This is a genomic window from Rheinheimera sp. SA_1 (assembly GCF_001669775.1).
In the GTDB taxonomy this organism is placed as follows: domain Bacteria; phylum Pseudomonadota; class Gammaproteobacteria; order Enterobacterales; family Alteromonadaceae; genus Pararheinheimera.
Map to the genome: position 1 here is coordinate 225880 of NZ_LXWK01000011.1, position 14131 is coordinate 240010.

11 protein-coding genes are annotated in these 14131 nt (G+C 51.4%); 5 read left to right on the forward strand and 6 right to left on the reverse strand.

From position 1 onward, the window contains the following. Position 1: 1 nt before the first annotated feature. The 4 genes from A5320_RS02160 to A5320_RS02175 form a co-directional block, all read right to left on the reverse strand. On the reverse strand, positions 2 to 499 hold the full coding sequence (locus tag A5320_RS02160; RefSeq protein ID WP_068060316.1) for a TRAP transporter small permease: 498 nt from the start codon (positions 497 to 499) through the stop codon (positions 2 to 4). Then, the gene (locus tag A5320_RS02165) at positions 492 to 1547 is read right to left on the reverse strand and encodes a TRAP transporter substrate-binding protein (RefSeq protein WP_068060320.1); all 1056 of its coding nucleotides are present in this window, start codon (positions 1545 to 1547) and stop codon (positions 492 to 494) included. Before A5320_RS02165 ends, A5320_RS02160 begins: the two co-directional genes overlap by 8 nt. A gap of 180 nt (positions 1548 to 1727) precedes the next feature. After that, the gene (kduI, locus tag A5320_RS02170; protein ID WP_068060323.1) at positions 1728 to 2573 is read right to left on the reverse strand and encodes a 5-dehydro-4-deoxy-D-glucuronate isomerase; all 846 of its coding nucleotides are present in this window, start codon (positions 2571 to 2573) and stop codon (positions 1728 to 1730) included. Positions 2574 to 2664: 91 nt separating this feature from the next. After that, positions 2665 to 3435, reverse strand: a complete 771-nt coding sequence (locus A5320_RS02175; protein ID WP_231916641.1) for an SDR family oxidoreductase — start codon at positions 3433 to 3435, stop codon at positions 2665 to 2667. Between the two features lie 398 nt (positions 3436 to 3833). Here A5320_RS02175 and A5320_RS02180 point away from each other — a divergent pair, with 398 nt between their 5' ends. The 4 genes from A5320_RS02180 to A5320_RS02195 all read left to right on the forward strand — a co-directional run bounded on the left by A5320_RS02180 (position 3834) and on the right by A5320_RS02195 (position 11423). Continuing rightward, positions 3834 to 6629 carry a TonB-dependent receptor gene (locus A5320_RS02180; protein WP_068062865.1) on the forward strand — a complete coding sequence of 932 codons (2796 nt, stop codon included), beginning with the start codon at positions 3834 to 3836 and terminating at the stop codon, positions 6627 to 6629. 229 nt (positions 6630 to 6858) lie between these two features. Continuing rightward, on the forward strand, positions 6859 to 9357 hold the full coding sequence (locus A5320_RS02185) for a glycoside hydrolase family 88 protein (RefSeq protein WP_068060328.1): 2499 nt from the start codon (positions 6859 to 6861) through the stop codon (positions 9355 to 9357). Next, positions 9357 to 10616, forward strand: coding sequence for a hypothetical protein (locus A5320_RS02190; protein WP_068060330.1), 1260 nt, complete (start codon positions 9357 to 9359; stop codon positions 10614 to 10616). The genes A5320_RS02185 and A5320_RS02190 overlap by 1 nt, the downstream gene beginning before the upstream one ends. A gap of 78 nt (positions 10617 to 10694) precedes the next feature. Beyond that, positions 10695 to 11423 (forward strand): rhamnogalacturonan acetylesterase, encoded by a 729-nt coding sequence (locus tag A5320_RS02195; protein WP_068062868.1) that lies wholly within the window; start codon positions 10695 to 10697, stop codon positions 11421 to 11423. Between the two features lie 7 nt (positions 11424 to 11430). On the opposite strand, the gene A5320_RS02200 is transcribed toward A5320_RS02195, so the two are convergent. After that, positions 11431 to 12327: a LysR family transcriptional regulator gene (locus A5320_RS02200; protein WP_068060333.1), complete on the reverse strand. Its 897-nt coding sequence runs from the start codon at positions 12325 to 12327 to the stop codon at positions 11431 to 11433. 97 nt (positions 12328 to 12424) lie between these two features. On the opposite strand from A5320_RS02200, the gene A5320_RS02205 reads away from it, so the two are divergent. Further along, on the forward strand, positions 12425 to 12889 hold the full coding sequence (locus A5320_RS02205; protein WP_082971483.1) for a PACE efflux transporter: 465 nt from the start codon (positions 12425 to 12427) through the stop codon (positions 12887 to 12889). Positions 12890 to 12905: 16 nt separating this feature from the next. Here A5320_RS02205 and A5320_RS02210 read toward each other — a convergent pair whose 3' ends face one another. After that, the gene (locus tag A5320_RS02210; protein ID WP_068060339.1) at positions 12906 to 14027 is read right to left on the reverse strand and encodes a serine hydrolase domain-containing protein; all 1122 of its coding nucleotides are present in this window, start codon (positions 14025 to 14027) and stop codon (positions 12906 to 12908) included. Positions 14028 to 14131: the final 104 nt, after the last annotated feature.

A 14131-nucleotide genomic window follows, 5' to 3' on the forward strand; every position in this document is an offset into this window, starting at 1 on the left:
CTTAACAATCCTCCGCCGGGGTCAGCTCAATCTTCTGCCACAGACAGCGCAGCTGACACAGGCCATAAAAAGCAATCAATAAACCACTTAAGGGCAAGGCCAGATAAATCCAGCTGACCCGAATGCCAAGCGCTGCCGACATCTGATCCAGCTGATACGTCAGCAGCACCAGCTGTCCGCCGCCGACGACCATCGCCGCCAGCGCAAACATCACCACAGCTGCAGTTAATACCAGTGCGACCCGCTGCTGCCAAATCGCCGGCATTTTGCGGGTTAAAATATCCAGTCCCAAATGCTGCCCGGTGCGATACGCAAAAGCGGCGCCGAGCATGCCAATCCACAACAACAGACAGCGGGCAATTTCTTCAGTCATTGAACTGGGTTCCCCCAGCACAAAACGTGACAACACTTGCCAGCACACCACCAACACAATCGATGCCATCAGCACCATCAGAGTGCGACGTAAAATTTGGTCGACCCAAAACACTGTCTTATTCATGCGAACCTCCGGTTGCTGGAACTGGGATTGATGTAGCAACAGGCTCGATGCTCACCGCAGTAATTTTGTTGACCAAATCACCCACAGCTGTGCCTTGTTGCGCCCGTAGTAACGGCTGCACGGCCTGTACAAAGGGCGTTTTATCCGGATAAATCACTTCTACACCATGGGCTTTGACTTTGGCCAGCGCATCATCACTGGCTTCTTGCCATAGTGTTTTCTGATACACCACCGAATCGGCCATTGCTTGCTCTAACCAGCCTTGTTGCTCCGGCGTCAGTTGGTTCCAGATATGCAGACTCATCAGGATCATGTCCGGCACCATGCTGTGTTCATCCAGAATGTAATATTTCGACAATTCGTAATGCCGGGACAGGTAAAAACTCGGTGGGTTGTTTTCGGCACCATCCACCACGCCTTGTTGTAGCGCGGTGTACAGTTCGCCCCAGTCAACCGGTGTCGCCGCGCCGCCAAGCGCTTGCACCATTTCGACCGAAGTCTGGCTATTTGGGACCCGGAATTTCTGCCCGGCTAAATCGGCCGGGCTATGTAATGCTTTGTTGGTGGTATAAAAACTGCGGGCACCGGCGTCGTAATAGCCCAAGCCTTTTAACCGCACCGGTTCCAGCGCCGCCAGCAAACTTTGGCCAATCTCACCTTCCAGCACTGCCCACAAATGCGCAGAATCCCGAAAGACATAAGGCAAACTGAACACTTTCATCACCGGCACAAAACCTTCCAGTGGTGCCGCCGACACTTTGGTCAGCGCCAGACTGCCAATTTGCAGCAGCTCAATCAGCTCGCGCTCGGAACCCAGCTGACCACCGCTGTAGATCTGGATTTTCATGCTGCCGTTGGAATAAAACGCCATGCGCTCGGCCATTTTCACCATGGCTTTATGCACCACATGTTCCTGATCCAGCGTGTGCGCCATGCGTAAAGTGACAACGTCCTGCTGCTTAGTGCAGCTGCCGAGCAGCCACAAGGTACTGACAAACAGCAACAGCCAGCGCTTGGTACGCAGCTGTCGCCCGGGGAAAGTATTCATGTTGTTATGCCCTGTTGTGTTTTATTTTTATGCTGTTTTACTTTTTTTACTTTATTTACTGCTACCGCGTACCGCGCTGATGGTTTTATTCTGCTGCCGCATGACGCTTTGTGTGCCGACCGCGCAAACAGCAGGCATCACAGCTTCAGTTTTTTAATCGTCAGCTTTTTTGTGTCAGTCCTAGCGCAAACTACTGGCCGGAAATTTGTCCATATCGTGGTAATCAAGGTTTTCGCCGGCCATGCCCCAGATAAAGGCATAGTTGCTGGTGCCACAACCGCTGTGAATTGACCAGGGTGGTGACACCACGGCTTGTTCACTGCCAACCCAGATGTGCCGTGTTTGTTGCGGTTCGCCCATAAAATGACAAACCTGCTGATCGGCGCCTAAATCAAAATAGAAATAGGCTTCCATCCGCCGGTCATGCTGATGCGCTGGCATGGTGTTCCAGACGCTGCCCGGTTTCAGTACCGTTAAGCCCATTTGTAACTGACAGGTTTGCACCACATCGCGGATCATTAACTGATAAATATCACGATGGTTACTGGTTTCCAGTGCGCCCATATGCAGCACGTTACATTGCGCCATGGTGATATGGGCGTTTGGGTAATTGCGATGCGCCGGAGTGGAATTTAAGTAAAACTTCGCCGGTGTGGTGGCATTGTCGCTATGAAAACTAACCTCGCGTGCGCCCATGCCAACATACAAAGCTTCTTTATTATCAAGCGGGTAGCTGACACCATCGACCAACACCACACCTTTACCACCAATGTTGATCACGCCGAGTTCACGCCGTTCTAAAAAATACGCCGCCTTCAGTGCATCAACTGTTGCTAACACCACCGGGCCTTTGACAGGCACCGCACTGCCAACCAGCATCCGCTCGTAATGGGTGTAATTGAGCACCAGCACATCCGGCTGCATCAGGTTATCCAGCAGAAAATGTTGGCGCAGTTCGTCGGTATCATAGTGGCGGACGTCATCCGGATGCGTGGCGTAGCGGTTGGTGAAAATGGGTGTACTCATGGTTTGCTCCTAAAATCGGGTGGAAGCTGCCGCAATCGCGACAGCCAAAATTTGTCTACAGACCGAAAAGCCTGAATCCATCTGCCTGTGCTTAACGCGCCAGCCAGCCGCCATCAACCGCCAACACGTGGCCATTGACATAATTGCTGGCACGACTTGCCAAAAACACCACAGCGCCGGTTAGATCTTCCGGTTCACCCCAGCGTCCAGCCGGCAAACGCGCCAGAATTTGCGCGTTACGCTCCGGGTTTTGCTGCAGCGCAAAAGTGTTGTCGGTTTTAAAATAACCCGGCGCAATGGCGTTGACGTTCAGGCCAAACTGCGCCCATTCGTTGGCGAGTGCTTTGGTTAAACCGGCAATCGCGTGTTTACTGGCGGTATAAGCTGGCACCGTGATGCCACCGCTGTAACTGAGCATTGAAGCAATATTAATAACCTTGCCCTGACCGCGTTTGATCATGCCCTCGCCGACCAGCTGACAAAGTAGAAATGCCGCATCGAGGTTGACTGCCAAATTCTGCCGCCATTGCTGCATCGGGAATTCCACTGCTGGTGCGCGAAAAATAGTGCCGCCGCAGTTCACCAGAATATCGACCTGGCCTTGCCATTCAATGGCAGCAGCCGCCAGTGCACGTACTGAGGCTTCATCAGCTAAATCAGCAGCCACTGCGATAGCTTCGCCACCTTGCGCCTGAATGGCCGCGACTGTATCAGCAGCACCTTCCACAGTAGAGCTGGAACAAATCACGCGCGCGCCACTGCTCGCCAGAGCAAACGCAATCGCTTTACCCAAACCACGGCTGGCGCCTGTCACCAGTGCTGTTTGGCCATCAAGCCTGAATAAAGCAGAAATATCAGTCATGGGTTAAAACTCCTTGCTGTAGATTTATGGCCAGTCGCAACACCTGAGAGCCGCTGGCGTCAATCGCCGTGAAGGTCAGCAACACTTTGCACCATATATGAAACAAAGTCCGACTTTATTCAGGGCTCAAAAAACATTTAAAACAATTAAATTCAATGCGTTACAAGTATTATGTCGCTAAAAGCTGCCATGTTTACTGATTTATTTTTGTTCGGTATTTGACAGTATGAATTCGTTGGTGTTAGCTTTTTGCCATCGGTGGCACAAAATAGCAAGCATTTTTTGCCACCGGTAGACAAAAATCAACAGGGAGCCGCCAGCAGGTGTCTTCCAGCAAAAAAATGTCGCAGGCATGTACCTTGAGCGACACCGAATATAGACAGGACGAGGAAGGCATTATGGCTGTTCAACGCTCACAATTTCGCCCCAATAAACTGGTTTCAGCCATGCTGCTGGCCGGTTTTACTTTTGGTTTCACCCCACAACTGCTGGCACAACAAACACCGGCATCAGATGCCAAAGCGGCTGAAAAAGATATCGAAGTGATCCAGGTCACGGGCAGCTTCCGCGACAGTTTAAGCAACGCGCTGAACCAAAAACGTCAGGCCGACAGTGCCGTTGATTCCATCCTGGCTGAAGATATCGCCGACTTTCCTGATTTAAACTTAGCAGAATCGCTGCAACGTATTCCTGGCGTGGCGATTACCCGCGCCGCCGGTGAAGGCCGGCAAATTTCAGTTCGCGGCTTAGGCCCGGATTTCACCCGTGTCCGGATTAACGGCATGGAAGCAATTTCAACCAGCGGCGGTACTGACCAGATCGGTGGTGCCAACCGTGGTCGTGGTTTTGACTTTAATACGTTCTCGTCAGATTTATTCAGCTCGCTCACCGTGCGCAAAACCGCCAGCGCCGATATTGAAGAAGGTTCGTTAGGTGCAACTGTTGACCTGCGTGCTGCGCGCCCTTTTGACTATGATGGTTTCACTTTTGCAGCTTCTGGCCAACTCGGTTACAACGATTTATCGGAAAAATCTGATCCTAAAACATCGTTTTTAGTCAGTAACATTTTCGCCGATGGCAAATTAGGTGCTTTGTTTTCAGCTTCTTATTCTGAACGCAGCTTAAAAGATCAAGGTTCAAGTACTGTCCGTTGGGGCAACGCCAACGACTTCGGTCGTTACAAAGGCAGCACAACTGCCACTGAGCTTAACGCCATCAATAATTCATTCCGGCCACGGCTGCCACGTTACGATTCGTACACCCATGAAATGGAACGTTTGGGTTTAAGCGCGGCGCTGCAGTACAAGCCAAACGACGACACCAAATTTGATTTAGATGTGCTGTATGCCAATACCGACGCTACCCGTAACGAAATTTTTATGCAGGGTATTTTAAACGCCGGTGGTAACCGTCCAACCACAGCAACAGCGGGCAATGGCATCAGCGGTGGTATGAATGTGGTGGATTATTTCATCGATGATACCAACACCATGACCTACGGCAGTTTCGAAAATGCCACCATCCGCTCAGAAAACCGTTTTGATGAGCTAGGTACCGATTTCTCCCAAATTACCTTACACGGTAGTCATCATCTGAATGATAACTGGAAGCTTGATGGCATGATCGGCACCACCACGTCTAAATTCGACAACCCGGTGCAAACGACCTTGGTGATGGAAAAAACCGGCACTACCTTCAGCTACGACTACCGCGGTGCTGCGCGCGACAACCCCATTCTGACCTTTGGCAACAGCGTGTTTGACCCAACCGGCTGGACGTCGAACAGCGTGCGGTTACGTCCGCTGGGCGCTGAAAACGGCTTTGATACCGCAGAGCTGAATTTAGCCTGGACCCTGAACGATTACATCACCTTAAAAAGCGGCGTACATTACAAAAAATTCAGCTTCGAAACTTATGAAGCGCGTCGTCTGACTGAAAACGGTGCTGGCATCGTCTACACACCAGACATGATTGCAACCTATAACTCTGGCCTGGGTCCGAATCCAAACTGGTTGATCCCAGACTTTGCAGCCATTGACGCTAAATATGGGCTGTACAGCAATACTGGCGCCTTTTTAGTCAGTAAAGATTTCCGTCGTCCGGACAACTATTCGGCCGAAGAAACCACCAACGGCGCATACCTGATGGCGTCATTTAACACTGAAGTAAAAGATGCGCCGCTGTGGGGTAATGCCGGGGTACGGCATGTCAAAACTGACCAAAGTTCAACAGCTTTTGCCACAGTTGGTGGTGCAGCGCAGCAACTGACCGCTGAGCACGATTACAATGAAGTATTGCCTTCGCTGAACTTAAACTACGAGCCGTTTGAAGATGTGGTGCTGCGTTTTGGTTTTGCTGAAGTGATGGCGCGTGCCGGTTTAGGCTCGATTCGTCCGGACGTTTCAGTGTCAGTATCAGGCGGCAGCCGCTCAGTTTCTGGGGGTAACCCGCAGCTGGAACCAACTAAAGCCAAAACTTACGATTTAGGTCTGGAATTTTATTTCAGCGACGAAGCGATGTTAGGCCTGGCACTGTTCCAAAAAGATATCGACAGCCACGTGCAATCATTGCGTGAAACCAAACCATTCACCGCGACCGGTTTACCTATTCAGGCAGCGATTGATGCTTGTACTGCAGGTCCTGGTTATGGCGGCAATTCTGGTTGTGACGAAAACGTCGACTGGCAAATCACTACCCCGCTCAATGGCCCTGGCGGCGACTTAAAAGGTTTTGAAGTCAGCTTCCAGATGCCGTTCACTGCCTTACCTGAGTTCTGGAACCGCTTTGGTTTTATCGGTAACTACACCGATGTAAAAGCGGAAATGGATTACATTAACGTCGCTGGCGTGGTGCAAGCAACCCGTGATTTACAAGGGTTAAGCCGCAGCACCACCGCAGCAACTTTGTACTACGAGCACGAAAAACTGAACGCACGGGTCAGCATGGCCAAACGTGATCGCTACCTGACTACAGCCATCGGTCGTGACGGCAACGACATGGAAGGCACCAATGCCACCACCAATATCGATGCTTCTGTGTCCTATGCCTTCACTGACCAATGGAAACTGACTTTTGAAGCGCTGAACCTGACTGATGAAGTGGATGATCAATGGGTCGATGATGCCGGTAACCGCCTGACTTATTACCATGAAACCGGTCGGCAGTATTATCTAGGAGTGCAGTACAAATACTGATATCCCCGTCATCTTTGACGAGCTGGGGTTGTTGGCCGCCTTCGTTCACTGGTGCGCCAGCCCGGTCCAATCGCATAGTTCACTATGCTCTGGATCGGACTGGCGTACCAGATTCACTTAGTTGCCGCCTACCCAGCTCGTCAATGATTTAGGGGATACTTTATCTATAGATAAGAGGTCAGCCTGTTTAGGCTGACTTTGTTTTTGAACGATAGATCAGGGGCTTTTTGTGAATTTTCTGCCTAACCGTATAATTTTATTGACCAGCCTGAGTGTGTTGCTTAGCGCCTGCTCGCAGCCAGCACCTGATGCGGCTGCACCTTCGACCGCAGCTGCGGCACCAGCAGCCGAAACGCCGGCACTGGCCAGCGCCACTATCGCCAATCTGCGGATTGATAATCCATCCGATTTTGCCCGCAATCAGCAAGCGGTATTGTTACCTTTCACCGATTTAGGCGTGACGTTAAAACCTGGTGAAAACCTACGCGTCAGCGAATTGGCCGGCCAAGCGCTGCCGTCGCAATTAATTGACCGGGATGGTGATGGTCAGAAAGACAGCCTGTTAGTGGCCCCGGATTTTAGCGCTGGCGGCACGAAAGAACTGCTGATCCAACAAGGTGAACCGGCAACAGCACCACAGCTGACCCAGGCAGAAATTTCTGAAAAATCCGGTGGTCAGTGGCAAGACGGTAAATATATTGGCGGTACTTTCCAGAACGTACAAAGCCTGACTCCACCGCCGCAATATACCGATCACAGTGAATTTATCCGCTACGAAGGCCCGGGCATTGAGTCGGATAAAGTGGGTTATCGCATTTACCTCGACTGGCGTAACGGCTTTGATATTTTTGGTAATAAAACCGGCAAACCGGTACTGCATCAGGTCGGGCTTGATGGGTACAAGTCCTACCACGAACCACAAGACTGGGGCATGGATGTACTCAAAGTCGGCAAATCCCTGGGCGCCGGTGGTTTTGGCTATTGGAATGGCGAAGCGGTTGAACTAGTCTCCAAACTATCTGGTCACACCGCTACCATCGTCGAAAATGGTCCACTCTATAGTGCGCTCACCATCGACTATAAAAACTGGCAGGTCGCCGGTAAAACCCTGAATATTCAGGCGCATTTATCGATGACTGCCGGTAGCCGTTTGCTGCAAAACCGGCTTAGCTTTAGTCAGCCACTGGACAATTTAGCCATTGGCATCGTGAAATTTCCTGATACCCCCGATAGCAAAGTAAAAGTGCTGACCGGCACGCTGGAAAGCAGCGGTCATACCTACACTTATCTCGCCACTTACGGCAAGCAAAGTCTGGACGGCGCGAACTTAGGTATGGCGCTGCTGTTTAAGCGCGGCAAACTGCAAAAACTGACGTCCGATGCCAATAGCCATGTCGCGGTGATGGACGTGTCTGGGCAACATTTGGAGTACTATTTTGTTGGCGCCTGGCAACATGAACTAAACGGTATCCAGAACCAGCAACAGTTTGTCGACTACTTACAGCAGGAAGTGGAAAAGCTGACCTTAGCGCCACGCCTGACTTTAAAAACGACACTCAGCAAAACCCAAACCGATCAACCACTGACCAGCGCCAGCGCTTTAGCCTGGAGTACCCGTTTTGCTGATAGCGACTTAAACCGTCAGGCCGGCCAATATTATTGGGGTGGCTGGGACAGCGAGCGTGACCGGCCGGTGGCGTTTGAATACACCACTGGCTTGTTAGTGCAGGCTTATGACGATCTCAATCAAGTGGCACCTAAGCCAGAATACCAAGCGGCAGTGAGCAAAATGGCCGACAGTTTTGTCGCAGCCGATGGCACTATTCATAGTTATGATGCCAGCAAATTTAATATCGACAGCATCAACAGCGGCTCGGTGCTGCTGCGGATGTTCGAAAAAACCGGTGATGCCAAATATCAGCTGGCTGCGGATAAGCTACGTGCACAGTTAACAGACCATCCAAAAACCAGCAATGGCGCCTACTGGCACAAAAAAATCTACCCGCATCAACTGTGGCTGGATGGCGTGTATATGGGCATGCCCTACCTCGCCTACTACAGCCAGTTATTTGAAAATGGTGCCAGCTTAAAACAAGTGGTGCATGAGTTTGAAGTGAGCCGTGAGATGCTGCGTGACCCGGCAACCGGCTTGTATTTTCACGCCTGGGATGAATCTAAAAGCATGAACTGGGCCGATCCAGCGACTGGCCGTTCGAAGTTTTTCTGGAGCCGTGGTATCGGCTGGCTCGGCATGGCCTTAGTAGACGTGCTGGATCGTATTCCGCCGACCAGCACTGAACTGCGTCAACCGCTGCTTTTGATGATCCCGGAACTGGCTGATGCGCTGCTGCGTTATCAGGATCCAGCCTCAGGCGTCTGGTGGCAAATCACTGACAAGCCCGGTGAGCGTGGTAATTATTTAGAATCGAGCGCCAGCAGCATGTTTGTGTATTTCCTGGCCAAAGCGCAAAACAAAGGCTATTTACAAGGCCAACAATACCGCGATGCGACCGTCAAAGCTTATCAGGCTCTGCTGAACGAATTTGTGCTGGTGCATCCGGATCAAAGTATCAGTCTGACCAAGATGGTTCAGGTGGCCGGTCTTGGTGCTGGCCGTGATGGCAGTTACCACTATTACATGAGCGAGCCGATTTACCGCAACGACAGCAAAGGTACTGCGCCTTTTATCATGGCGGGCATCCAGGTGTCGCAGCTGCTGAAAAACTGATGCCACAGCTGTTACCACTAATCGTGATGAGCAATCGCTTGTACTTGATCAAAAAAATGACGCGCCAGCTTTGCTGGCGTGTTGCTTTGGTGCTGCTGGTGAGCCTAGCTGCAGTGATGGTGAATGCTGCAGATCCGGTTGCAATCGCCAACACAAACCCGCCTCCGCTGATCCTGCAGATCGCCGCGCCGTCGGATCAGCACCACCAAACCGGCACTTTTCGCACCATCACGCAAGCGCTGGACGCACTGCCAACACTGGCGCCCGATCCGGCGCAGTGGGTGGTGCTGCAACTGGCCGCTGGTACTTATCGCGAAAAAATCTTTTTAGTGCGCGATAAAGTGGTGCTGGTCGGCATGGGTCGCGAGCAAACGATTGTGCAATATCCGGAACTGCGGCAACATTTTCTAAAACGTCAGGCCGCCGCGGATACAACAACAGCCGATACAGGCAAGCTCCCGACCGGTAAAGCACTGAGCCAGGACTGGGGCGCAGCAGTGGTCAATATCCAAAGCTCCGATATCGCCCTGCTCGATTTAACAGTGCACAACAGTTACGCCGATGAAAACCCAAAGGATCCGGACCGCTTTGAACATCAGTTTGCGGTGCGCGGTTTTGAACAAGCCACCCGCATCATTACCGATCACTGCGCCTTACTCACTTCTGGCGCCGACACTTTAAGTTTGTGGAATAAAACCAATGGCATGTATTACCACAGCTATTGTCAGTTCCGTGGCCGGGTCGATATGGTGTGTCCAAGGGGCACCGCTTTTATCACCCATAGTGAATTTATCAATCAGAATAATTCGGCGACCTTATGGCATGACGGCGAGTTAAACCCGGCACAAAAACTGGTGGTGATGCACTCCAGTTTTAAAGGCGCCAAGGGTTTTCAGCTGGGGCGGCGCCATTATGATGGGCAGTTTTATTTACTGCACAACAGCTTTAGCCCGGAGCTTGCCGACCAGCCAATTTTCCGTCGCACTTATCCGGAAGATCCAAAACGCGATCAACCCAATTTATATGGCGATAGGAATTATTTTTATCAAAATCAAGGACCGGCTTATTCTTGGTTAGCTGATAATTTACCCAAAACGCAAGCGGCGCAGATCAATGCCGATTGGACCTTTGGCGGGCAATGGCAACCAGAAGTACAGCTAGAACAAATCAGGATGTGGCTGCAGCAAGCCAAAGATGTTCATTCAAAACCAGCACAAAATTCAAAACCAGCCCCACATTCAAAACCAAATTCAAATTAAACGGAACTGCCAATGAATTTTCTTTATCATGCTTTGCTATCCATCGTGCTTTGTTTTTATCTTTCGAGTGTTCACGCCATGAGTCAACCCGTTCCCAAAGGCACCAGTACCGATCTGCCGTCACCACGGCTGCATTTAGTCGGCGATTCGACCATGGCCGATAAAGTCAATTTGGCCTATCCGGAGCGTGGCTGGGGTCAGTTGTTACCGGAGTTTATGCTGCCGGAATTGTCGATTATCAACCACGCTGCCAATGGTCGCAGCACGTTGCGTTTTTTAAACGAAGGGCGCTGGCAATTGCTGGTGACCGAGCTGAAGCCTGGTGATTATGTATTGATCCAGTTTGGCCACAACGACCAAAAACAGGACGACCCAAGCCGCTACGCCGCGGCTGATTCCGCCTACCCGCAACTGCTGAGCCGTTTTATCGCTGAAGTGCGCGCCAAAGACGCGATCCCGATGCTGGCAACGCCAATTTGCCGCCGTAGTTTTGATGCAACTGGCAAACTGGAAAATAACCTCGCCGACTATGCCGCAGCCACACGTGAAGTGGCTGCGAGCAAAAAAGTGGCGCTGTTTGATCTCAATGCGCAAAGCTGCGCCGACATCAGCCGTTTTGGTCTGGCCGCCAGTCAGGCGTACTTTATTCAGGTACCGGCCGGTTTGTATCAGAAGTTTCCAGAAGGCAAAACCGATAACACCCATTTAAATACCCAGGGCGCTAGCTGGATTGCGCAGTTGTTTGTGCGGGAGCTGAAAAAACAACAACATCCGCTGGCGGCCTTCGTTTGGCGCGAGTTGCTATAAAACCATCTTAGGCTCTGTTGAGTAATCTCGCTAACAACCAACGCGCCGCTGGCCCCGGCGTTTTTCCACGCTGACGCCACAACTCCAGTTGTACCGGCAATATCGACGAAGGTAATCCCGACGCTGGTTGCAATTGCAGTGGCACCAACGCCGCCGGACGCTCTGTCAAAGCAGTCTGTGCCAACGGCTCCGGCAACCAGGCCCAGCCAAGGCCCTGTTTCACCAGCGCCAGCACCGCCACATCACCTTCCAGCCACCAGACATCGGCCGCTAACCGGCCGCGTTGTTTTTCGACCCCTTGCAAGCGATCGGTGACCAGCAATTGCCGGTGCTGCTGCAACTGGTTTATTGTCACCCCATCCTCCACAAAAGCCGCCAACGGGTGCGTGGCCGCCACCAACAACACAAAATGAATCGCCTGCAATGGCCAGCGCTCGACATCGGCGGGTGGCGACAACGGCTGATAACTAATTGCCAAATCGGCATCGCCCTGACGCAATAACAGCGTCAAATCTTCCAGCAGCGGAAATAACAATCGCAGTTCCAATCGCGGAAATACCAGCGCAAATTCAGCAAGAATTGGCGCCAGCCACGGCAACTGCCCTTCATCATCCACCGCCAGCGTCAACGTGCTTTCTTCACCATCGGCCAGGCCAGCGGCTAATTCGCTAAGCGCCTGACACTGAGTGTTAATCAATAAGGCCTGTTGTAACACCCGCTCACCCGCCGCAGTCAGTTGCGGGTATCTTTTGCTGCGATCAAAGAGGACAATCCCCAGATCAATTTCCAGCTCAGCAATGGCATTACTGACTGCCGACTGGGCTTTTTGTAGCCGGCGTGCTGCCGCCGAAAAAGAACCGGTTTCAACCACCACGGCTAATGTTTGTAATTGTTGCAGATTCATCTATCTGTTTTCCTGATAGGTTCCAACTTTATCTGCCAGTAAAACACAGATAATATCAGCGGTAAATCAAGTCGTTTTGCTATACAGGAATATGATTATGTCGCAACCAACACAGCTGAATCGCACCTTGCCGGATCGGATCCGGATGGCTTTAGCTTTTGAAATCATCGGTTTGCTATTGCTGGTACCAGTCACCACCTGGTTATTGGACAAACCGTTGCTGCAACTGGGTGGTCTGGCGGTGATCATGTCGCTACTGGCGACCTGGTGGAACTATCAGTTTAATCTGTGGTTTGACCGGTATTACCTGATCCCACGCGGCCGCTGGCAAAAAACGTTAAGTGAACGGCTGTGGCATGCGTTGGCATTCGAAGCGGGGTTACTGATTTTATTTTTACCGTTAACCGCCTGGTTGCTGGCAATTAGCTTGTGGCAGGCCTTGCTGCTGGATTTGGCGTTTATGCTGTTTTATCTGGTGTATGGTTACGTCTATCACTGGGGATACGACCGATTATTTCCGCTATCAGCCACGCTGCCACATGATCTGGCAGCGAAGCTGTAGCAGGTGCAACTTCGAATTATTGCGGGATGGCCGGCAGAATTTTCTGCACCACTAATTCCATCAACCGGCGCTCCTGATCCCGCACATTCGAAGGAACGTTATGCCCCATCACCAGGATGGTGACATCTTGCGCTGGTAACGTCAGCGCAAACTGGCCGCCATAACCCCAGGCCAGTTGCAGTGGCCTGCCGTTATCGGCACCCAACCACCATAAAAAACCATAGCCGGTTAAATTCAGCCCGCCGACACTGGAGCGCAAATTCCGCTGTGATTCTGCTGCTGTCAGTAGATAGCTTGCCGGAACCAGTTGTTGCTGCTGCCAGCGACCCTGTTGTTGCCACAGCACCGCCAACTTGGTTAAATCACGCGCCGTCAGCTGCAAACCGGCTGCGCCATTGGTGAAGCCATCCCGTAATTTTGGCCAGTTCCAACTATTGATACCAAGCGGCGTAAATAATTTAGTCCGCGCATAACTTTCGGTACTCATGCCGGTGGCTTTGGTCAGGATCACCGACAACAAATGGCTGGCGCCAGAATTGTAATTAAATTGCAGACCCGGCGTGTTCAGCAGGTTGCGTTCAAGCACATAACGTGTTGGATCGGATGAGGTTTCCCATTCGGTATAGCTACTTAACTGACTTTCGTCCCAGCTAATACCAGAACTCATCGTCAGCAGATGGCGCAGCGTAATATCGGCTTTGTTGTTCAGTAAACTGCCATAATCTGCGCGCAAAAAATCGCTGATGGGTTGGTCAAGACTTTGAATTTTGCGCTCGGCGATGGCGATCCCAATCAACGTTGCCACCAGCGTTTTGGTGACAGAGCGTAAATGCAGCAAATCACTGGCTTTCTTCTCGTTGTAATAGGCCTCGCCCACCAACAAACCACGTTTTGCCACCAGCACGGCATATAAACCATTTTCGTTGCGACCCGCCTGATACGCCTGATCCAGCAAGCTGCTATTTAAGCCTTCCGCCGTCGCCGTGCTCACTTGCCAGTCGGCTCCTGCAGTAGGTTGCCAGTTGATGCTGGTTGGTTGTTCGCTCACCGGCGGTGCAGCATTTTCACCACTGCCGCCGCCACCACAACCAAACAGCAGACTGAAACACAGTGCCAACAGGCCATATTTTTTGTTCATGCATACATCCTTGAAGCCTGGAGTTTTAGGATCACTGGGTGAACCATCAATGCAGGTCATTAAATTCAATCGTTTTTCTGGTAAAACACCACATATATAAAGCG